The following is a 22129-nucleotide window of genomic DNA, read 5'->3' as shown; positions in this document are numbered from 1 at the left end:
TTGAAAAAAGGGGTTTAGTTTTTTTAAAAACCCTTCTGTTTTAGGAAACAGAAGGGAATTAAGTCATATCATGATTTTTTGAAAAAGTTCCGACAGATTAGTCGTCGGTCGGTCGCATTGAAAATCATGACAAAGATAGGCTGTCGCCTGTCGAGTCGGAGCATCGTACGTGGCAAGGAATGGAGCGATTTCGAGCAAGTCCGTTTTTGAACCGACGAGCAGTGAAAGTTCAGGCAGGCGGCGCTGATGGAGCTGCGTCAGAAACGAGGCGACGTCCGTGTAAGATTCCGTCAACAAGATCAACTCCTTTGGTTCCATCAACGTCCGCGTGTAGACACTCAGAAGACGGGCGAAACCGGTCGGTTGAGATTTAATTTCGGAAGCAAGCGTCGAGAAGTTCCGCTGGGCCTGATCCCGGTAGTCGGTCCGGCCTGTCAGCTGGGATAAACGAAGCAGATTCGAGACAGCCGTGCTGTTACCGGCCGGTTTGACGCCGTCATAAACATCTTTCGGCCGCATGAGTAACGTCTCGTCCTCAAATGAAGTAAAGAAAAAGCTGCCGTCTTCGTCAGAGAAGTCCCCGATCATCCGCTCTGTCAGCCGGATTGCCTGTTTGAGATAGGGGATGTGCTGTGTCGTTTGATGCAGCTCGAGATAAGCTTCCGTCAAGAAACTGTAGTCATCGAGATAACCGTTTCCTTGAATATGACCTTGACGGTACCGGACGTGTAACCGGTCGTCGTCCATCAAATGGGTCTCAAGGAACGTCAAAGCCTGTCGGGCACGCTCTGTATACCGCTCATCGTTAAAAACACGTCCTGCTTTCGCATAGGCAGAAATCATCAAGGCGTTCCAAGACGTTAAGACCTTATCGTCACGGAACGGACGGGTCCTTTGACTACGGAAGAGCAACAAGGTCCGGCGCTCCTGCTCGAGTTGGATCAGGATATCTTGGACAGCGGTATTTCGATCAGCCGAGAGTTGCTGAATCGATTGACCGGTCCGCCGAAAAACAATCCGCCCTTCGAAGTTTCCTTGAGGCGTGGCTTGATAGAGAAGTGGGAAAACGGCGTCTTGTCCGAGTAAATCCGTCAGTTCATCGAATGTGAACGTATAAAAAAGACCTTCGCGACCTTCGCTGTCCGCATCTTCTGCCGAATAAAACGCACCGTCCGGAGAGGACAAATCGCGTTCGATGTACGCAAAAATTTCTTCCGCATATTGTTTAAACCGTTCTCTGCCCGATACTTGATACGTTTCGATACATAATGTCGCAAATAAGGCATTGTCATACAACATTTTTTCAAAATGCGGGATTTCCCAGCGTTCATCGACCGTATACCGGTAAAGACCGAATCCAACGTGATCGGTGATTCCGCCATCCCGCATCGCGGTTAAGGTCCGCATGACCATTTGCAAGGCGGTCTCATCTTCTGCGAACCGGTAATAATCGAGCAGGAAAGTCAGCAACGAAGGCGATGGGAACTTAGGAGCTGTGCCAAACCCGCCGTTCTCCACATCAAACTGACGCATTGCCTGATCAAATGTCTCGTGGACCAATGCCTCATCCAGTGGATCCTCTGAGTCGAAGGTCGTGACCGCCGTTAACGCCTGAATGATTTCCTGTCCGACCCGTTTGATTTTGCCCGGATCGGTCCGGTAGTGTTCACTGAGCTGCAAAAGAACCTGTCGGAAGCTCGGGCGGTTGAATTGCGGTGTCTTCGGAAAATAGGTACCGATGTAAAAAGGTGTCTGATCCGGGGACATGAAGACGCTGAGCGGCCAACCGCCCTGTCCGTTCATCAGTTGGGCCGCCGTCATATAAATCTGATCGATATCCGGTCGTTCTTCCCGGTCGACTTTGATCGAGATGAACCAGTCATTCAGCATCCGGGCCGTTTCTTCGTCTTCGAAGCTTTCGTGTGCCAAAACATGGCACCAATGACAGGTCGAATAGCCAATCGACAGGAAAATCGGTTTGTTCGCCGAACGGGCAGCGGCAAACGCTTCTTCCCCCCATGGATACCAATCAACCGGATTGGTGGCGTGTTGGAGTAAATAAGGACTTTTTTCATTGATCAGTCGATTCGTCGCCATCTCTAAAACCTCGTTTCTTCTATAGTAATAGTCAGTCGTCTTTTGATAACCTTAACGATACCGGTGTTCGGGAGATGAATCAACAAAAGGACCCGTATCCAAAATAGAAGTTTCTTAAAAAAGATTGACTTTATAAAATAAAACGTGGTATATTAAATTTTGTCATGAATCGGGGATGATCACTCATGTGAGAATCCATCACAAAAATACACAATTTAATAATCAGGTCAGGATTTTTAGACCTTACTGACAAATGAGTCAGACATAAGTCATCGCTTTTATTTTGTCCTTCTTCTGTTGAACGAGAAGAAGTTGACCCAGCAAGATAAACCTTCCATTCGATACTTTTCAGCTCATTTCCGAGCGAAATTCTAAAAATCCCAGTAAATACGCAACCCAACGCGTAACTTGATTCTTGCTAAAACGCTTGATTCAGCTGGCGCGGCCAAGGAGCCGTAACAACGAAAGAGAGGTAGGGCTTTCGTCGTTTCAGGTGTTTTGATCACCTGTATCCTCGATTCTCATGACACCTAAAAAACAGACACGCTGAAAAGGCGTTTTTTTTATGCCGTTTTTTCATAAATATGACTACGGAAGCTGAGCATTCCATCCTGAAAGACGAATAATTAATTTTTGTAAGCGTTAACAAGTTATTCTTTTACGAATATTAACATCTTTTTTTACATAAAACATACACTATTCATGAATTAATCTGATAATATAAAGAAGTGTCAGAAAATTCATAGGGGGTCAACATCATGAAGAACGTCAGTACGTTTGGGAAGTGGGCATTGGTCGGAGCATTAACAGCAGGAATTCTTCCACAAGCAGGCATTACGGTCGGGGCAGAAGGCGAAGGCGTCATCTTGTCCGAGTACATAGAGGGGTCAAGCAACAACAAAGCGATTGAAATTTATAATGGTTCGGGTCAAATCATCAATCTTTCAGATTACACGCTTGTTCAATATACGAATGGTGGACCGACGGAGTCAAAAATTACACTGTCGGGAACGCTTGAGCCGGGAAAAACATTTGTCATTGCCAATTCAAGTGCGAATGCAGACATTAAAGGAAAAGCTCAGCAAACAACAGGTTCACTAAACTTTAACGGAAATGATCCTGTTGCCTTGAAAAAAGGCGATGTCGTCCTCGATATTATCGGTCCGGTCGGCTCAAGTGCTGATTTCGCGAAAGATACGACACTCGTTCGGAACTCAAACGTAACAGCCGGTTCGAAAACATACGAACCATCACAATGGACAAGCTTCCCGGTCGACACGTTAACGAATCTCGGGACGCACGCTGCTGAAGCCGGAGACATTTTAGTCGCACCGACGGCGTCACCGGTCGGAGAAGTCGATCGCGGCGATCAAGTGACGTTAAACGGAGAAGGTACGATCCACTATACCGTCGACGGATCAACACCGACTGCTGAAAGTCCGGTCTACTCCGGTCCGATTACAATTAATGAAGAAATGACGATTCAGGCAGTGGCCGTCAAAGACGGAAAAACGTCTGCTGTTTCGACATTCAAATACTACATCGCACCTCCAATCACGAAAATCAGCAGCATTCAAGGAGTCGCGCATACATCACCATACGCGGATCAACTTGTCCGGACGACGGGTGTCGTCACATATATCGTCGATGCCAACAACTTCTACATGCAGGATCCAAATCCGGATAACAACAGTAAAACGTCTGAAGGAGTGCTGGTCTACGCGAAAAACCACGGTGCAGCAGTCGGACAGACTGTCTCAACTACAGGATACGTCAAAGAATGGTTGCTTGGCGGATACAGTGACAAGTTCGATACGGATCTCGCGGTGACGGAAATCAGTACCGTTAATCTTGTTAAAGGTGCATTGAACTCAGGATTGCCGGCAAGTATCGTTCTCGGGGAAAACGGTGTCTTGATTCCGACGAAAGTCATCGACAACGATTCATTTGCTGAGTTTGATCCGGCTGAAGATGCAATCGATTTATACGAAAGTGTCGAAGGAATGCGTGTCGCGCTTCCAAATGCCATCGTCACGGGACCGCAGGCCAACCGGACGATTCCGGTCCGTACGCAAACAGCGGATAAAGTCTACACGAAACGCGGCACACCGATTCTGACAGCGGATAATGCCAATCCGGAGCGTCTGTTCGTCGAGATGGGCAGCAGCTCGTACCGCGCGAAATCAGGGGACCGTTTCGAAGGAACAATCGAAGGAGTCATGAGCTATAATTACTCAGCGTATAAAGTGTTAGCGAAAGCAGCAGACTTACCGAAACTGATTACAAGTGAAGTCGATCGTCAACCGACGAACATTGAAACAGGCGATTCACGTTTGACGGTTGCTTCGTATAACGTGGAAAACTTTGCTTCAACGGCGGATGCCGGAAAAGTCGACCGTGTCTCGGAAGGAATCGCGACATTCCTGAAAACACCGGATATCGTCGGTTTGACAGAGATGCAGGATAACGATGGGGCGACAGACAGCGGCACAGTCGATGCATCGAAATCATTTGAGACATTGATTACAGCAATCGAAGCGAAAACAGGTGTCCGTTATGCGTATACGGATATCGCACCGGAAGATAAAAAAGACGGCGGACAACCGGGCGGAAATATCCGTGTCGGTTTCTTATACAACCCGGCTCGTGTTTCACTTGCACCAGGTGAAAAAGGAACAGCGACAGAAGCTGTTGCCGTTGAAAACGGTAAGCTGACGAACAACCCGGGTCGCATTCAACCGAACGATCCAAACTTTGACAGCTCACGGAAACCGCTCGTCGGCGAATTCATCTTTAAAGGCGAATCGTATCACGTCATCGTTAACCACTTTAACTCTAAAGGCGGCGATGGAGCGGACTTTGGTAAAAACCAGCCGGTCGTTCGTAAGAGTGAAGTACAGCGTCACGCAATCGCTGGCATCGTCCAAAACTTCGTCAATGAACTGGAAACAGAAGTTAAGGATTCAAACGTCGTCGTACTCGGTGACTTGAATGACTTCCAGTTCTCGAAAACACTTGATATCTTAAAAGGGGACAACCTTTGGAATACGGTCGATGATCTCCCGAAATCGGAGCGTTACTCTTATGTTTATAACGGAAACGCTCAGGTGCTCGACCATGTCTTGATTTCGAAAAACCTGAAGCCGTATACATCGTCTGATATCGTCAACATCAACTCGGATTATATGGAAGCGGACGGCAGCGCGAGTGACCACGATCCAGCCATCATCTCGATTCAAGGGATGGAAAGTGCCGTTGCGGTCAACGGAAAAGCAGAAATCGGAAAATGGCGTGCTGTCCAAAAAGGAAAGCATATCTTCATCGAGCGTCAACTTGCCGGGAAGTGGGACAAGGCAAGTGAAACACATGCCGATCAACAAGGTGAGCTACTCGAATTACGTGTTTCCCAAGGTCGTCCGTATATCCAGGTGAAGACGAAAAAAGGAAAAACGATTTGGCTTGAACTGTCGAATGGGTACAAATTAAAAGAAACAACGAAATACTAAGCAACTTTATTGAAAAAGCGGACTTAATTGTCCGCTTTTTTGTGTATTCGGATAAAGAGAGAGAAAAAGGACAGCAGACTAATCGTGAGGGTAAGCAGTAACGCGAGGTTTAACGGGATGACACGGAACATGTACGTAAAATGAATGATGATCAATAACAGGATAATGGCAAGACCGGGAAGAAATTGTTTGCGTAACAGATGACCGACACCCGGGACAAGGAGTTCGAAACCGAACCGTTGACTGATATGGACTTCTTCATGGGCATTAGCGAGACTGAATGAGACAGTCAACAAAACTAAAATGAGCCATCCGGAAAACAGATACTGCTGAATCGGTAAAAACGTAATCGATTCATAGATAAAATAAAGTAGAATCATGGCATACTCCTTTGGAAGTGAATATTATATGGAATTTCCTTATTTTTTCCTTACGAGTTCTAATGATAGCGAGGGTTTTCAGGAACGGCAACAACATTTAAAGGGAATAAAAATAAAAGAATGTTCACACATTTTAACAACAGGGAAAGAATAGTTTATTTTATGTATGATAATGGTGTGAGAATGCCATAAATAAAGACGTCAGACCTCTTTTGCACAAAAAATCTGAGATGTGTCAAAACTGTGAAGCGGAACAGGGAATCGTGTGATTTCACTTGAAACGATAGCTTAGACTGTTCGAACAGACAGGTTTCTTTTAAAATGAAGTCAATAGAAGAACCGAGGAGGCAAGCAGATGAAAAAGTGGTTAGTACTCGGAGTAGCAGCGGTCGCTTTCTTTAGTTATGAAAATACCCCGATGGAACAAGCAGAAGCAGATTATCCGAAAAGCGGCGGAACGCTGATTGATCGATATACAAGTGAATATCCGGGTTATGACTGGGAAGTCAGACGGACGGCGACGGAAGAGTTCGTGGCGTTGACGAAAGACGGCAAGGATTACGGAAAGTACCGTTCGAAAAACGGTGTGACGACGCAAGGGGCCGTCTTAAATAAAGACACGGAAACGACCCTTGCGAAAAAAGGCTGGAAAGCCGTCAAGTCGTACCGGAAAGGCAATACGAACTATTTGCTGAATCTCGATCATGCCGCCGTCTATGAAAAAAAGGATCGGTATGTGACCTACTTCTTTGACCAGCACGATGGCAACAAAGTCAAAGCGACACTCGCGATACCGAAAGAGGTCGAAGCGAAGAAGAGTGGATTTTACGGCAAGGCGTCCACTGCCTTGCGGACGACGGATGAGAAGCTGATGTTGCGTTTGATGAACTGGGACCGGGCCGATTATAACCTCGGAGCACTGACGCCGTACAGTACTTTAAAACCGATCACGCGCGCGCACAGTGAGAACATGGCGAAGAATAATTTCTTCTCTCATACCGATCCGGAAGGGCGTGATCCGTTTGACCGGATGAAAGAAAACGGAATCCGCTTCTCGGCAGCCGGAGAAAATCTGTCGATGGGCTATCCGAATGTCTTTGCAGCGCACTGGGGCTTGATGAACTCCAAAGGACACCGTGATAACATCATGAACAAGACCTTCGAACAGGCGGATACCGGTGTCGCGTTCCGTGACAATGCACCGTACTTTACGATTAATTTCCGGACGCCCTGAAGTAACATTTAAAACGAAAATATACGTATCACCCCGATTTCGCGAAAGAGAAATTGGGGTTCTTTTGTGTGAATCAATCTGTAGATGGATGACGCACCACCTAGAGTTAAATCCTATCTTGAAAAATGAGAGAAGGCTTTTGATTGACGAAGCCTTGTCTTCTCAGCTCGCTTTTCTCGGGCGGAACGCAAGCCGCGGTCATTGTTTGATGACCGGGTCTCGCCTGTTCCTGACGGAAGCGAAGCTTCCTTTTCCCGTAGAAGTCGAGCGGAAGACGTGACTTCTCCAAGAGTCATCATTCAATGGAAAACCCCTGAAACCGTTCCACCTCTTTTTTGTAAAGGGAGGCAGCTATTTCAGGGGTTTTATATCATTTTTAGATAAACTGATATACAAAAAGAGTTATGTTAGTTTGCCCAGTCCGGTTTACTGAATCCTTTGAATGATTTTTCGATAACGTTATTAAAGTCATCCGATTTGACGACAGCCGTCAAATCTTTCGCCAGTTGTTTATCGGCATTCGATGTTTTGATAGCGACCAGATTCCGGTACTGCTCGTCCATTTTTTCGAGTGCCAGTGCATCCAGTAAATCAAACTTCGCGGCTAACGCAAAGTTTCCCGGAACGGCAGAAATATCGACACTGTCAATGGCACGCGGCAGTTGGGCAGCTTCGAGCGGTTTGATGACCAGTTTCTTCGGATTTTTGACGATATCTTTTTCGGAGACTGTCAGTGGATCCACGTCGGCTTTCAGTTCAATCCAACCTTGGTCAGCGAGCAGGTTCAGTGCCCGGGCCTGGTTCGTTGGATCGTTTGGTGTCGCGACTTCAGCTCCCGTCTTGACGTCATCCAGCGATTTATAGGATTTGCTGTATAAACCCATCGGCGCCGTTGGGACAGTAATCAGTCCTTTAAGGTCGAGGTTCTTTTCCTTCGCAAATGTCTTCAGGTAGATCGAGTGTTGGAACAAGTTGGCGTCGATGTCGCCACTGCCAAGTGCGATGTTCGGTTGAATATAATCCCCGAACTCGACGATTTCGACGTCGTAGCCTTTCTTTTCAAGCCCGGGTTGGATCGCTTCTTTGACCATGTCGCTGTAAGGTCCGCTCGTTGCCCCGATCTTGATCGATTTGTTGTCTTCTTTGGCGCTGCTGTCGCCGCAACCGGCAAGAATACCGGCTCCGAGTAGTCCTGTTGCTAAAAAGGCATAACGTTTTTTCATATTCATTCTCTCCCTTACGATTCTCTATTTTTGGTTAACGCTTATCAGCACGACGGGCCAGAACATTGCCGAGCCCTTGAATACTTTGAACAATGATAACGAGGACGACGATCGTCACAATCATGACGACATTGTCGTACCGGTAATAGCCGAAGCGGATGGCCAGGTCACCGACGCCGCCACCACCGACGATACCGGCCATGGCGGAAAATCCGATCAGACTGATGGTCGTCAAAGTGACGGCTTGAATGATGCCGGGAAGGGCTTCCGGTAAGAGTGCACTGATGATGATCCGAAACGGTGTCGCACCACAGGCTTCTGCTGCTTCGATTAATCCCGGTGGAATCTCACGGAGCGATGTCTCGACCAGTCGGGCGAGAAACGGAATGGCGGCGACACTCAGGCTGACGGAAGCAGCAGTCGGTCCAATTGTATTATCGAGTAACAGTTGTGTCAGCGGAATCAACGCGACGAGCAGGATGATGAACGGTAACGAACGGACCATATTAACGAAAAAGTCCAAGATGCTGCGAACGACGACGTTTTGGAAAAATAGTCCCCGGTCCGTGATGAACAGTAAGATCCCGAGTGGAATCCCGATGATGAGGGCGAAGCCGAGTGAGATTCCGACCATCAAAGCCGTTTCCGCTAACGCTTTCGCAAGATCCGGTAACATGGTTTCAATCCGTTCAAGCCACATCCTGGATCACCTCAAGCGTGTGAAGTTGTTCTTCGAGCCACGTCAAGGAGCGGTTCACGTGAAGGGTCGGACCGGTCAAACTGACAATCAGCACTCCGAAAGCGACGTTCTGGATATAGTCGACCTTACCGTGGAGGATGCTGACGGAAATATCAAACTGTTTAATTGCTTCCGATAACGTACTTTCACCGGTCTTTTCACCTGTGAATTGCAGGCGGATAATTTTTCCCGGTGTCGTTCGCAAGATCCGTTCCGGTAACTCGATCTGGAGTGCCGTATCGACATAATGTTTCGTGACATCATGTGCCGGCTGACTGAACAGGTCGTATGTACGGGCGACTTCAACGACTTCACCTTGCGCCATGACGGCAACCCGGTGACAAATCTGTTTGACGACATCGATTTCATGGGTAATGAGAATGATCGTCAGGCCAAGCCGTTCATTCAAGTCTTTCAGCAGTTCGAGAATTTGCAGCGTCGTGACCGGATCAAGAGCGGACGTCGCTTCGTCACATAACAGGACACTCGGATTATTCGCAAGGGCGCGGGCAATCCCGACCCGTTGCTTTTGACCGCCGCTGAGCTGACTCGGGAAATTCGTCTCGAAGCCTTCGAGTCCGACCAGGGAGACGAGCTCTTTGATCCGTTGCGGGAAGTCAGTCCGTTTGACGCCGGCAGCCTTTAAGGCGAAGGCGATATTATCGGCGACGTTCCGGGATTGAATCAATTGGAAGTGTTGAAAGATCATCCCGATGTTCAAACGCAGTTCACGTAAGCTGCCTTTGGAGAGGCCGGACAGATTAGTGCCCGATACTTTAACCGTTCCTTGTGTCGGTGTCTCCAGTCCGTTGATCAGACGGAGCAGGGTGCTTTTTCCGGCACCGGATTCACCGATGATGCCAAAGATTTCACCTTGCTGAATCGTTAAATTGACGTCACGTAAGGCAAAAATGGGTGTCCGGTCACGAACGAACCGTTTAGTGATCCCTTTAAATTCAATCATCTGTCGTTTCCTCCCTATACAAAAAAATCGCCTTTTTCCAGTTAAGAGCAACCAGAAAAAAGCGACGAAGTGTAAGATTTCGTAACTTATCTCTCAGAATGAAACATTCTGTAGGATGTGGCACCGTTCCTTAAAGGTGGTTGCCGGACGTCGTTGGGCCTAATCCCTCGGTCGCTCTCGATAAGTAGATATGCTGTTGGGACTTACTGTAACGGAAATCATTCCCATTTGTCAAACGTTTTTTCAGAATTATTCCGCAACGGTCTGGCGAAACAGATTCAATTGACCAATCCGTTCAGCTGCTTCGACGAGTCGTTCGGCGTCAGCAATCAGGCTGATCCGGACGTAACCTTCCCCGTATTCGCCGAAGAAATGTCCCGGTGTAACGGCGACATGCGCTTCGTCGAGCAGGTGATCGGTAAAGCTTTGGGACGTGTAGCCGGACGGGACCGGCAACCAGACGAAGAACGAACCGCCCGGGATCGGTCCGTCCCAACTGATTTCCTGTAACTTGCCGAACAAGGCATCACGCCGCGCTTCATACAGAGCGCTCAGTTCGCGGACACACGTCTGATCGCTTGAAAGAGCGACGGTTGCTGCCTGTTGAATCGGTGTGAAAGCACTGACGTATAAGTGTTCCTGGTACGTCTCGATACTTGCGATGACGGACGGATTCCCGATGGCGAAGGCGATTCGGAAACCGGACATGTTAAAACGTTTCGATAATGAAAACAGTTCGATTCCGACGTCTTTTGCGCCTTCCGTCTGGAGGAAACTGCGGGTCGGACCGTCGAAGCTGATTCCGCCGTAGGCGAGGTCGTGGACGACGCAAATGTCGTTCGCATCAGCGAAGGAAACCGTTTGCTCGAAGGCTTCCGCTGTTGCCGTCGCCCCGGTCGGATTGCTCGGGTAGTTGAGGAACAACATCCGGGCCCGTTCGACATCTGTCGTATCAAGTAACGTGTAGTCAGGTAAAAAAGCATTTTCCGCAAGGAGCGGCAATGTGATCGGGTAAGCTCCGGCAAGGGCGGCGCCGGATAAGTAATCCGGGTATCCGGGATCAGGAACAATGACACCTTCACCGGGATTGACGATCGTTTGCGGTAAAGCGACGATACCGGCTTTGCTGCCGAGCAAAATGGCGACTTCAGAGGCCGGATCGATGTTTACGCCAAACTCTGACTGATAAAAATCCGCGACAGCCTGTTTGAGGAAATCGTGTCCGCGAAATGGCGGGTACTGGAGGTTTGAAGCGTCATTGATTGCTTCTTTCAAGGCATCCAGAATATGTACGGGTGTCGTCTGATCCGGTGTTCCCTGACCAAGCGTGATGACGTCATGACCAGCAGCCTTGACGGCACCGATCCGCTGGGCGAGCTCGGCGAAGACCGGAGCGGGTAACCGATCAATCGCAATCGATGGGGCGAAATGTTTCATCTGTCTTCCTCCTTGTTGGGTATTGTCGTCAAGGATAACGAATTTTCAGAAAAAAGAAAAGAGTTTTTTAATAATTGCTGATAATTGGGAAAAAGAACCGATGGCTTTCGTGTTTTTGATACACTGAACTAGAATACGATTGAATCACAAAGGAGATGATGGGATGAATCGGGCCTGGTGGAAAGAAGCCGTTGTCTATCAAGTGTATTGGCGCAGTTTTAAAGATTCGAACGGAGACGGGATGGGCGATTTACGCGGAGTAATTGAAAAACTCGATTACATCGCTTCCCTTGGTGTCGATGTCATCTGGTTAAATCCCTGTTATACATCACCGGATGTCGATAACGGATACGACATTTCGGATTATTACTCGATTATGCCGAAGGCGGGAACGATGTCGGATCTGGAAGAACTGATTGCGTCCGCCCATGAACGGGGACTGAAACTGATTCTTGATTTGGTCGTCAATCATACGAGTGATCAACACACGTGGTTTAAAGAATCCCGCAGCAGTCGGACAAACGAGAAAGCCGATTGGTACATTTGGCGGGACGGGGTCAAAGGAACACCGCCGAACAATTGGCGGTCGTATTTTGCGCCGAGCCCTTGGACGTGGGATGAGACACGCCAGCAGTATTACTTCCATTCCTTTGCATCGGAGCAACCGGACTTGAACTGGGAACATCCTGCTGTCCGGCAGGCCGTATATACGATGATGCGGTGGTGGGCCGATAAAGGAATCGACGGCTTCAGGATGGATGTCATCAACCTGATCAAGAAACGGGCGACGTATGATGATGTCGCAGATCCTCTGAATTTATCCTACTTAGGGAACCAGCCGGGCATTCATGAATTCTTGCAGGAGATGCACCAGGAAGTACTGGCGGGAACCGATCTCTTTACCGTCGGTGAGATTCCGTTCGTCGGCCCGGAAGACGGGTTACTGTATGTCGGTGAGGAACGGAATGAGTTGCGGACGCTGTTTCACTTCGAAGTCGCGGATGACATGGAGACGATGGATTTACCGCGCTTCAAACAAATCCAGAAGCGCTGGTACGAAGCGCTTTATCCGAGCGGAGTCGCGTCACAGTTTTTGAATAACCATGACCACACCCGTCAGGTGACCCGGTTCGGAAGCGAACGGTATCGTGTCGAAAGTGCCAAGCTACTGGGCTTGATGCTCCACACGTTACCGGGCATCCCGTACATTTATCAGGGTGAAGAAATCGGCATGACCGGCATTCGTTTTTCTGATCCCGAGTCTTATCAGGACGTCGCATTTCGGAATCAATACGCCGAACGGATTGCCGCCGGCGAATCACCCGGAACCGTCCTGTCCTCGATGCAGTTGCGGGCGCGAGATAATTCACGGACACCGATGCAGTGGAATACCGGCAAAGCAGCCGGATTCACCGCAGCGACGCCATGGATGACGGTCAATCCGAACTACCGTGACATCAACGTCGAAACAGCGGAACAGGATCCGCATTCCGTGCTGGTGTTTTACCGGCAACTGATTGATTTACGGAAGACTCATCCGGTCATGGTTTACGGAGGTTATCGTGATTTGGCGATTCAGGATCCGTACCTGTATGTCTATGAACGGGTCCTGGGCGGAGTGGTTTGGCGGATCGTCTTGAACGTCCATGATGAACCGGTGACGACGACGTTTGGTTTACCGGAAGAACAGTTGATTCTGACGAATTATGAGACCGCGGACATCAATCGATTGGCACCGTACGAAGCCCGATTGTACCAATATGAGATGCCTTAACTGGCGGCGACGGTCAACAGAAAAAATCCGGACATCTTCTACTCTTCATTTCTAAATGAGGAGCAGGAAATGTCCGGATTTTTTTGAACCAGCTGATTTTTTTACGTATAGCCGTTGCGCTTTTTCGAGGATAAGAGCTGTTCGAACCGGTCGACTGCCTGGCGCATATCGAAGCTTGGTGCGACGACGAGCGGTCCGTGACCGACTGCCAGGACGTCCGGTGTCAATTCCGTCAACTGATGTGCCGATTGGAGGGCGACTTCCTTATCCCAGGTCGCAAGTGACGGGAAGGGGAACTGCCAACGCGTGTCCCCCGAAACCGCCAGACCACCCTGAGTTTGGAAAGCGTCACCGGCAATCAACGTCCGACTGCCTTCATGCCACAGGGAGATGGAACCCGGTGTGTGTCCCGGAGAAGCAATGACACTTAAACTGCCGATCTGTTGACCGCTTTCGAGCAACCGGTCCGGACGGGTTTTGATGTTTTTTGGAATGCCGCCTTTCAGCGGTGTCGTCTCGCCTTCGCGCAACGACTCATCCCCGCTGAGGAGAGCCGCATCCCGGTAACTGATCGAGACTTCGGCAAGCGGGAAAGCACTTGCTAAAAAATCAAGGGATCCGACGTGATCGGCATGCGCATGAGTCAGGATGATGGACTGTAACGGTTTGTCAAACGACTTGATGACGGAATAAATCGCTTTGGCATTCAGTGAAATCCCCGTATCAATCAGGGTGAGGCTGTCCGCTTCTTCAAATAAGTAACAGTTGACCGGGAAGAAGGACGGCGTTGTTTGCAGTTGATGAAGTCGTTCGATCGTCGAAATATGCATCCGATTACACTCCCTCGTCATAATATACACTTCTGTTTTAGTATCGCCTGTTTTAGTACAGACGTCTACAAAAAAACTCCCTCTCGTGAGGGAGCAAATGTGTTAATACGTCACTTCGAAAACGGCTCCGGCATGTTCGGAATCGTCCCCGTCTGCTGCTGTCGTGACCAGTAGACGGTCTTCGTACAGAATCGGACAAGTCGGGTTCGAAACCGGGAAATCAATCTGGGCGAGTTTTTCACCGGTTTCAAGATTCCAGCGTGTTAAGCATGATCCGGCATAATGGGCGATGAAGACATGACCTTCCGTGTCTTTGGTCATACCATCCGGGAAACCGTCTTCGTCCTCTAAGTCGATGGCCACCCGACGGTTCGTCAAAGGTTGATCCGCAGCATAGTCGAAGGCATAGACTTTTTTCGTTGGCGTATCGATGTGATAAAGTGTCTTACCGTCCTCGGACCAGACAAGTCCGTTCGAGTTCGTCAAGTTCTCAAGGAGAACGTCGACGGAACCGTCATGACGCAGACGATAGAGGGAAGCGGTCTCGCCGTCCTCTTCATTGATGCTTCCGGCCACATACTGACCCGACGGATCAAGCTTCCCGTCGTTCATCCGGTCGGAGTCAGGGAGCGTCAACTGGTTTTCCAGTGAGAGATGTCCTTCTTTTAAATCAAACGTTCCAAAACCGTGTGCTGACGTGACGCGCAGAAAGTCCGGCGCATCCGTCAAAGCAATCGATGTGATGGGGCTTGGTAACTGATAAGGTTTTAAAGCCTCTGTTGTTAAATCATATGAAAAAAGAAGCTTGCCCGGAATATCGACGAAATAAAATCGTTTGGTTTTAGCGTCGTACACCGGTGATTCCCCGGTCTTACATGCAACATCAATAAAAAGTGAAACTGTCATCTGATTTCCCCCTACATTTCCTATGATCTCTATTAATTATCCGTGAATGAACTCGAGGTGCAATTGGAACTTCACATCACTGCCGACCAGAACACCTCCGGCTTCGAGCGCGACGTTCCAGGTGAGATTGTAGTCTTCCCGTTTGATTTTCCCATCAACTTCAAAACCGGAGCGCGTATTACCCCAAGGGTCAACACCGCTACCTTCATACTCGACCTTAAACGTTTCTGTCCGCGTGACATCCTTAATCGTCAAGTCACCGGTTACTTCATATTCGTCACCGGAGTGTTTTTTAAACGAAGTCACACGGTAAGTAATGTTCGGATACTGTTCGACATCAAAGAAATCAGCTGATTTCAAATGGGTATCGCGATCCGTACTGCGTGTGTCAATCGAAGCGACCGGAATCGTTACGACAGCAGAGGCGTTCTCCAAATCATGTGCTTCACCGCTGACCTCAAAGGTAAAGTCACGGAATTCTCCTTTAACTTTTGAAATCATCATGTGTTTGACTGAGAATGTAATGGAGCTGTGGTCCTGATCGAGTTGATACGTAGCCATGTTCGGTTCCTCCTCATGTTCAATTCACTTTTAGTCATGCTTTTTATTGTTCCTTTTTATCTCGATTCCAAAACATACGGTGAGAAACAAAAATAAGTCTTGCACCGCATCCAAGCAGAGCAAGACTATCAACGATTCCAAGGAATCGATTAGCGGCTTTTCACCAGTAAGTTAACGGCTTCTTTGACCAATTCTTCGGTCTGTCCTTCGCCGGATTGTTCGGCTTCTTTGACACACTCGATCAGATTGGAGCTGACGACGACACCAATCGTCCGGTCGATGGCGGAGCGGGCAGCCGACAGTTGGGTGATAACATCACGGCAATCCTGTCCTTCTTCCATCATCCGCAAGATACCGCGAAGTTGTCCTTCGATCCGGCTGACCCGGTTCTTCATTTTACGATCGTAATCCATTCATTTTCCTCCATTCTAAGATGCAATCCGCCTGTTCGATATCTTTATGCTATGCCCATCGTGGTATTGCTGTCAATCTAACCGCTTTTTAAGCTATATTTTTCAGTGGAATAGGGAATATGGATGTGGTGGACAAAAAAATGAAATAAAGTGAAAAAACTAAAACGATTTTGCGTCAGCTTGCGTATACTATATGATAAGGCTGACTGATCACCAAGGAGGAGAAGGATGCATACTCAATCCGATGAATCGCTTTATCATCAGATGCGCAGTGGAGATGAACAAGCTCTCGAAGTACTGTATGACAAGTATGAAAGGCTATTGTTCTCATTCGCTCATCGCTTTACGAACAATGATCGTTTATCAGAAGAAGTCATCCAGGAAGTCTGGATGAAGATTTGGAACGGACGGGTCGATTTTAATACCGATAAAGGAAAGTTCTCCTCTTGGATATTAACGATTACCCGCAATGCAGCGCTCGACTGTCTGAGACGCGAGAAACGCCAACCGACGATTGAAGTCGAGGAGCGGGACGGCGGATATGATGAACCGGTCGAACGGACGGTCATGCAGCGGGAAACGGCGACGGAAGTCCGCGATGCCGTCAATGAACTGAAACCTGATCAACAAGAGTTAATTGAACTCGTTTATTTTAAAGGACTGACACAACAACAAATTTCAGAGCAGCTAAATTTACCGCTTGGAACGGTGAAAACCAGAATAAGGAGTGCTATCCAGGCACTCCGGAAATTACTAGACGGGAGGGAACGTTGATGGAAGAACGTTGTCATGATTTAATCGATTACTTCAACGGAACATTATCAGCTGCCGATCGCGACGCGTTCGAGGCACACTTGGCGACTTGTGATGACTGCAAACAGGCGCTCCAAGAGATGCAAGACTTGATGCTGCCCATCGCGGAATCACTTCCGGAACGACCGATACCAACCGGCATGAAGTCAAGAATTCTCGGTGAAGTCCTTGGATCGACGAAACAAGGACAAAAACCGGTGCAAGCAGCAGTTGAAAAACCGGCTGTAGAGGAGACGCACTTGTCTGACCTCGACGCAGTACGATCGAAGAAAGAGAAAAAACGGTCTGTGCCGCTCGGATGGTTGATGAGTATCGCAGCCGCCTTGATCCTGTCACTTGGTGCCAACGCCTACTTCTTGTCGCAAGACGAGTCTTCTCCGGCGGAAGAGTTTGCGATGGACGAAGTCAAAGGAATGGGCAACTTTGAAAGTACGGCCTCAATTAAGGGGTCAAGCATGATTTTTACAAAAGATGATCAGGAATTCATGCTTGTCCAACTGAAAGATTTACCGCCGCTGAAGAAGGGTGAGTTGTATCAACTTTGGACGATTCAAGGTGATACGCCTCGTGCGAACGGGGTCATCGAACAGGACGGGGAAGCGGCAGCTGTCTTCCCGATCAAAGGAGACGGAACAATTGATGCGGTCGCCATCACAGTCGAACCTGAACCGGATTTAGAAAAACCGACCGGCGAAGTCGTGGCTTCCGTCGCGTTATAACAATCAGTGAATGAGAGATAACAGTAAGGGGATGCGATATCAACAGCATCCCTTTTTTTGTTCGTTTTTCGAGTATATCCGCCTCTTTTAGAAAAAAGCACACGCATTCTAATGAAATTTCTTCAGAAGACTGAAAAAATACCGGTAAGCAGACGATACTAATAGGAATGTCAGTCAAAAAAGAGAGGCACTTATCATGAATGAATGGATCACCTTAACGAAACATTACGAAGAGACACTGGTCATCCTATCGGTCATCGTGGCCATTGTCGGATCCTATGCCTCACTTGAATTAAATCGCCGGTTGGCAAAAGCCGTATCTTTAAAGAAAAGAGCATTGTTCGTCTCTTCCTTGACGATGGGATTATCCATTTGGGGTATGCACTTCGTTGGCATGGGGGCATTTGAGTTGGCGGTACCGGTCAAATACGACTGGGTGCTGATGTTCCTGTCAATCGTCCCCGCCGTGACGGCTGCCTGGATTGCCTTTTATCTCTTATATTATTCGGAGCTGACACGGAAAAAAGTCATCATTGCCGGAACGTTAATGGGGATGGGAATCGCCATGATGCATTATCTTGGTATGGTTGCGATGCAGTTCGATGGGGATGTCCGCTATGATGCGGCGTTATTCACGTTATCGATTGTGATTGCCATCACGGTCGCTTATGTCGCCCTCCTGTTGCTGTATATGACACGGCATGTCGATAAAAAACGAATTTTGATTCCCGTTGCCATCTTAATGGGGTTTGGTATTTCAACGATGCACTATGTCGGAATGCTCGGGACGACGTTTTGTGTTCCCGGTGCTTCGGGAGTGGACGTCTCAGCCAGCCCCGTCACATCAAATATCTTAAGCGACGTGGCAGTTCCGGTCTTTTTAATCGTTCTGTTGATCGTCGGACTCTATATTCACCTGGAACGGCGGGCCTTACAGATGATGGCGTATACGGATCATTTGACCGGATTGCACAATCGCCGTTGGCTGGATCATCATATGTCAAAAGTCGACGGACAATACAGCCGGACGAAAAAGCGGATGACGATGGCGTTGCTCGATCTGGACGGGTACAAATGGATCAATGATACGTTTGGTTTCGATCAGGGAGACATCGTCATTCGGCAATTCTCGGACCGGATCAAAGCGTTACTTCAAGAAGATGAAGCTTGTATCCGTTACAATGGAACCCAATTTTTCCTGATTCAAAACATCCATCCCGATCTGCTCGAAGAGGCCTTCACGGATGTCCTGGAAGCAATCCGGCAACCGATTTTTCTCGACGGGCAGGAGATTCATTTGACTGCGACCATCGGCATCATCGTTCCGAATATTACGGATACACTGGAAATGCGGATTGGTCAGATGGAAAGCGCCCTGCGTGCAGGGAAAAATGAAGGACGGGACCGTTTTGTCATCTACGATGAACTGCTCCATTCGGATCGCCGGGAACAACAAATCGTCGGTTCCCTCCGTCGGGCCATGACGGACTTTAAAGAGTTTAATCTCGTCTATCAACCGAAAATTGCGCTGGCAACAGGCAAGGTCGAGCAGGCAGAAGTCCTGATTCGCTGGAATCATCCGAAATTCGGTTTCATTTCACCGGCGGAATTCATTCCACTCGCTGAAAAGTACAGTCTGATCCATCGGCTGACCCAGTGGGTACTGCAGGAAACTGTCAAGCAAATGGAAGTCTGGCGGGAAGAGGATCACTTCATCCGTCAAGTCTCCGTCAACCTGTCAGCGATGCATTTCCGGTCGGAATCGCATAATCTGATGATCAAGGAAATCGTTCATCATTCGTTGAAGAACGGCGGAGAATTGCAACTTCAACTGGAAATTACGGAGACATCCGTCATGGAAAATCTCGAACGGGCCTTATTGATGCTCGGAGAATTAAAGCAATTGAGTTTGACGATTGCGCTCGATGACTTCGGGACAGGACTGTCCTCGCTGACGCATTTAAAGCATTTACCGATCGATATCTTGAAGATTGATAAATCATTCATTGATGAAGTACCGCATGATGAGCGGGGAACGGCGATTACCGAAATGATCATCCAGTTGGCGAAGAGTCTTGGGATTGAAGTGGTGGCGGAAGGCGTCGAGACGCTTGAGCAGCATGAATTCCTGAAACGACTCGGATGTGACTATGGGCAGGGTTATTATTACAGCCGTCCGGTCAAGGTCAAGGATCTCGACCAGCAGACGATTGAACGAACTGTCCTGGATGTGGGCTGACAGCACATCCGTTCAATCCAATCCGTGTCTTTTTACGTATACTGGATAAGCACACGAGGAATATGTGTGCGATCATGGGGGACGCAATGGCTTCGTGAACGAATTCCGGGCAGGAATTTGTTCGACTTGTGCAAGATGCAGACAGAATCGCCGTACATTTCGATGGTTGCTCAGCTCTCTACTCAATCCAGTACCTGTCTGTCCATCACATTACAAAGGCAGCTTTCCACGAGGGAAGCTGCCTTTTTTTTGTCGTCTTACCGGTTGGCTGTCAGCTGGCAGCCGGTCTGATCGGTAACGAGGACGTTCGTATTGAAGTATTGACCATCACTTTTTAAGATCAACGATTTTTTCTCGGAATTATAATCAAGCGTCATTTCCTGATCGAGGAAATGACTTGACCACCGTTTGACAAGGACAGGTCCGACATTCGAATCAATTGTCATATCTTCATCCGTTGCGGCGGAGACAAGACGAATACTGAAGATACCTGAGTTCCCGCAACCGCATCCTTCTGTATCGTAATAAAGATGCAATTGACCTTCCGTATCACCGCGTAATTGATCGATCCGATTAAGAGCGGCTTCTGTAAATGTAATCTTCATGACATTCACTCCTTTGATACCAGTATACGACGAATCAGATTGAAAATAACGTTACTTGCTCAGTTGAACCTGACGACGCATCCGGACGAGCAGGAAGACATATCCGGCAAGCAGAACGACGACACTTCCGAGAACGACCGTATCGACAAGTCCGTTATCCGACTGGAAGTTGATCGCGATATACGCCCAGACGAAGACGAGTGGATAAATCGGATCGCGATTGGCGAACATGAATAACAAGGCGAGAACGACACCGACACCAAGCATGATCATCGTCCAACCGGCATCTCCGATTCCGAGCCATGAGTTGATGTTTTCAGTGTCGATCGTCAAGAAGATATTCGCAATCGTCGCGACCGAGACCCAGCCAAGATAAAGTGAAAACGGTAATTTAAAACGTAACGCTTTTGTCTCGCGGTCGATTTTTGAGTAGATGACGATCAGTGAAATCAAAAGACCGGCAATGACGACGACAGACAACGGGAACAGTTTGTATGAGAACGTAACGATCCAACCGGCATTGAACAGACAGCTGATCAAGAACCACGGTCCGATTTTTTTGGCGATGTCATGTTCTTTGAACTTCGGAATCGTTTGCATGATGAGCCAAACGAGTAACACAAGATAGATGAGTCCCCAAATCGAGAAAGCATAACCTGCGGGTTTAAAATAAGTGCTGATCGTATCCGAAATCCGACCTGTTTTTCCGCCGTCGAGTGCATTGACGGCAATCGTAAAGACAAAACCAAGCCAATTGAGCCAAATCCATTTGTTTTTCAATCCAAAAACCTCCTTTAATCTCTAAAGGAGGTTTACCCGGATTGTCGACTCTTTAGACATCAGCGTCGGCTCGTCGGGTTTAGGAAGGACATGCCGATGGCCGGATTACCGGTATGCGATCCGAGAACAGGCGTTAAGTTATCGATGCGAACCGTGACATCAAACCGCTTTTCGAGATTCGTTTTCCATTCAAGTGCCAAATCATAGGCAGTCGCGTGGAATAACGAGACATCGGTGACCGTTCCACTCTCAAGCATTTCGACAAGGTGATCATAAATCTTGGCGTGGGCTTTCTTAAAGGTTCGAACCGTCTGATACGGAACGATTTTGCCCTCTTCAAAATGAAACAGCGGGCGTAACTGAAGTAAATTACCGACAAAAGCTTTTGTCGAGGAAATCCGTCCACCTGCCTGCAACTGATCAAGGTTCGCGACCGTGAACTCGATATGATGGTCGAAGCGGCGCTCGAGAATATACTGCTCGATCTCTTCGACTGACATCCCGTCTGCTGCCAGTTGCATCGCTTCCGCCAGCAATTGACCTGCCGGATAGATGCCGCAACGGGAATCGATCGCAATCAACCGGAATCCGGCAATTTCAGCACCTTGAACAGAAGCGTTATACGTCCCGCTCAATTCACTTGAAAGATGGATGGCAAAGCCGACATCATACTGCTCTTTTAACCGTTCATAGTGTTCTGTGAACGTACCGATCGACGGTTGGCTGGTCGTGACCTTGTGCTTCGCACCAATCCATTCATAGACGGTCTCGGCCTGGACATCGACGCCGTCCGTAAAACTTTCACCGTCTTTCATGACGAGAAGAGGGACGACGGTCAAGTCTTCGTGCCGAGAAATCGAATCGGGCAAAATCGTCGTGCTATCTGTAATCCATGCAATCTTCATGCGG

At 48.4% G+C, this 22129-nt stretch carries 20 protein-coding genes and 1 riboswitch; of the genes, 7 read left to right on the top strand and 13 right to left on the bottom strand.

Features of this window, described 5'->3' with window-relative positions:
* Nucleotides 1–63: 63 nt before the first annotated feature.
* Entirely contained in the window at nucleotides 64–2097 is a 2034-nt protein-coding gene (locus HNY42_RS14485) for a thioredoxin domain-containing protein (RefSeq protein WP_188004717.1), read from the bottom strand.
* Nucleotides 2098–2855: 758 nt separating this feature from the next.
* Between HNY42_RS14485 and HNY42_RS14480 the strand changes: the two genes are divergently transcribed.
* A complete protein-coding gene (locus HNY42_RS14480) occupies nucleotides 2856–5603 on the top strand; it encodes a chitobiase/beta-hexosaminidase C-terminal domain-containing protein (RefSeq protein WP_188004716.1) in 2748 nt (915 codons plus the stop codon).
* Nucleotides 5604–5626: 23 nt separating this feature from the next.
* On the opposite strand, the gene HNY42_RS14475 is transcribed toward HNY42_RS14480, so the two are convergent.
* On the bottom strand, nucleotides 5627–5983 hold the full coding sequence (locus tag HNY42_RS14475) for a hypothetical protein (protein ID WP_012371409.1): 357 nt from the start codon (nucleotides 5981–5983) through the stop codon (nucleotides 5627–5629).
* 355 nt (nucleotides 5984–6338) lie between these two features.
* On the opposite strand from HNY42_RS14475, the gene HNY42_RS14470 reads away from it, so the two are divergent.
* Together HNY42_RS14470 and HNY42_RS14465 are read left to right on the top strand one after the other, a co-directional pair.
* Nucleotides 6339–7217, top strand: a complete 879-nt coding sequence (locus HNY42_RS14470) for a CAP domain-containing protein (protein WP_188004715.1) — start codon at nucleotides 6339–6341, stop codon at nucleotides 7215–7217.
* 139 nt (nucleotides 7218–7356) lie between these two features.
* On the top strand, nucleotides 7357–7497 hold the full coding sequence (locus HNY42_RS14465; RefSeq protein WP_165871604.1) for a hypothetical protein: 141 nt from the start codon (nucleotides 7357–7359) through the stop codon (nucleotides 7495–7497).
* A 127-nt stretch (nucleotides 7498–7624) separates the two neighbouring features.
* Here HNY42_RS14465 and HNY42_RS14460 read toward each other — a convergent pair whose 3' ends face one another.
* From HNY42_RS14460 to HNY42_RS14445, 4 genes are all read right to left on the bottom strand, one after another.
* A complete protein-coding gene (locus tag HNY42_RS14460) occupies nucleotides 7625–8440 on the bottom strand; it encodes a MetQ/NlpA family ABC transporter substrate-binding protein (protein WP_012371407.1) in 816 nt (271 codons plus the stop codon).
* 34 nt (nucleotides 8441–8474) lie between these two features.
* Nucleotides 8475–9140: a methionine ABC transporter permease gene (locus HNY42_RS14455; protein WP_188004714.1), complete on the bottom strand. Its 666-nt coding sequence runs from the start codon at nucleotides 9138–9140 to the stop codon at nucleotides 8475–8477.
* Complete coding sequence (locus HNY42_RS14450) at nucleotides 9130–10143, bottom strand: methionine ABC transporter ATP-binding protein (RefSeq protein WP_131972256.1); 1014 nt, start codon at nucleotides 10141–10143, stop codon at nucleotides 9130–9132. The genes HNY42_RS14455 and HNY42_RS14450 overlap by 11 nt, the downstream gene beginning before the upstream one ends.
* Nucleotides 10144–10226: 83 nt before the next feature.
* Nucleotides 10227–10330: riboswitch (SAM riboswitch) on the bottom strand.
* A 62-nt stretch (nucleotides 10331–10392) separates the two neighbouring features.
* A complete protein-coding gene (locus HNY42_RS14445; protein ID WP_131972257.1) occupies nucleotides 10393–11580 on the bottom strand; it encodes an aminotransferase class I/II-fold pyridoxal phosphate-dependent enzyme in 1188 nt (395 codons plus the stop codon).
* A gap of 163 nt (nucleotides 11581–11743) precedes the next feature.
* Here HNY42_RS14445 and HNY42_RS14440 point away from each other — a divergent pair, with 163 nt between their 5' ends.
* On the top strand, nucleotides 11744–13354 hold the full coding sequence (locus HNY42_RS14440; protein ID WP_188004713.1) for an alpha-glucosidase: 1611 nt from the start codon (nucleotides 11744–11746) through the stop codon (nucleotides 13352–13354).
* 101 nt (nucleotides 13355–13455) lie between these two features.
* Here HNY42_RS14440 and HNY42_RS14435 read toward each other — a convergent pair whose 3' ends face one another.
* From HNY42_RS14435 to HNY42_RS14420, 4 genes are all read right to left on the bottom strand, one after another.
* Nucleotides 13456–14184 (bottom strand): MBL fold metallo-hydrolase, encoded by a 729-nt coding sequence (locus HNY42_RS14435; protein WP_188004712.1) that lies wholly within the window; start codon nucleotides 14182–14184, stop codon nucleotides 13456–13458.
* Between the two features lie 102 nt (nucleotides 14185–14286).
* On the bottom strand, nucleotides 14287–15090 hold the full coding sequence (locus HNY42_RS14430; protein ID WP_188004711.1) for an SMP-30/gluconolactonase/LRE family protein: 804 nt from the start codon (nucleotides 15088–15090) through the stop codon (nucleotides 14287–14289).
* A 36-nt stretch (nucleotides 15091–15126) separates the two neighbouring features.
* Complete coding sequence (locus tag HNY42_RS14425) at nucleotides 15127–15651, bottom strand: YceI family protein (RefSeq protein WP_188004710.1); 525 nt, start codon at nucleotides 15649–15651, stop codon at nucleotides 15127–15129.
* A gap of 149 nt (nucleotides 15652–15800) precedes the next feature.
* Complete coding sequence (locus HNY42_RS14420; protein WP_012371399.1) at nucleotides 15801–16064, bottom strand: metal-sensitive transcriptional regulator; 264 nt, start codon at nucleotides 16062–16064, stop codon at nucleotides 15801–15803.
* Nucleotides 16065–16292: 228 nt separating this feature from the next.
* Between HNY42_RS14420 and HNY42_RS14415 the strand changes: the two genes are divergently transcribed.
* From HNY42_RS14415 to HNY42_RS14405, 3 genes are all read left to right on the top strand, one after another.
* A complete protein-coding gene (locus tag HNY42_RS14415) occupies nucleotides 16293–16838 on the top strand; it encodes an RNA polymerase sigma factor (protein WP_188004709.1) in 546 nt (181 codons plus the stop codon).
* The gene (locus tag HNY42_RS14410) at nucleotides 16838–17596 is read left to right on the top strand and encodes an anti-sigma factor (protein ID WP_188004708.1); all 759 of its coding nucleotides are present in this window, start codon (nucleotides 16838–16840) and stop codon (nucleotides 17594–17596) included. The genes HNY42_RS14415 and HNY42_RS14410 overlap by 1 nt, the downstream gene beginning before the upstream one ends.
* A gap of 196 nt (nucleotides 17597–17792) precedes the next feature.
* Nucleotides 17793–19835 carry a putative bifunctional diguanylate cyclase/phosphodiesterase gene (locus tag HNY42_RS14405; RefSeq protein WP_131972263.1) on the top strand — a complete coding sequence of 681 codons (2043 nt, stop codon included), beginning with the start codon at nucleotides 17793–17795 and terminating at the stop codon, nucleotides 19833–19835.
* A gap of 257 nt (nucleotides 19836–20092) precedes the next feature.
* Here HNY42_RS14405 and HNY42_RS14400 read toward each other — a convergent pair whose 3' ends face one another.
* Genes HNY42_RS14400 through HNY42_RS14390 form a run of 3 tightly spaced genes read right to left on the bottom strand, consistent with a single transcriptional unit; the run spans nucleotide 20093 to nucleotide 22125 of the window.
* Nucleotides 20093–20440 carry an iron-sulfur cluster biosynthesis family protein gene (locus tag HNY42_RS14400; protein WP_131502287.1) on the bottom strand — a complete coding sequence of 116 codons (348 nt, stop codon included), beginning with the start codon at nucleotides 20438–20440 and terminating at the stop codon, nucleotides 20093–20095.
* 51 nt (nucleotides 20441–20491) lie between these two features.
* Nucleotides 20492–21220, bottom strand: a complete 729-nt coding sequence (locus tag HNY42_RS14395) for a TspO/MBR family protein (RefSeq protein ID WP_114595014.1) — start codon at nucleotides 21218–21220, stop codon at nucleotides 20492–20494.
* Nucleotides 21221–21279: 59 nt separating this feature from the next.
* A complete protein-coding gene (locus HNY42_RS14390) occupies nucleotides 21280–22125 on the bottom strand; it encodes a DegV family protein (RefSeq protein ID WP_131502286.1) in 846 nt (281 codons plus the stop codon).
* Nucleotides 22126–22129 lie beyond the last annotated feature (4 nt).

This window comes from Exiguobacterium sp. Helios, assembly GCF_014524545.1.
In the GTDB taxonomy this organism is placed as follows: Bacteria; Bacillota; Bacilli; order Exiguobacteriales; family Exiguobacteriaceae; genus Exiguobacterium_A.
Note: the sequence above shows the minus strand (reverse complement) of the source record. Positions and strands in the feature narration are given on the sequence as shown.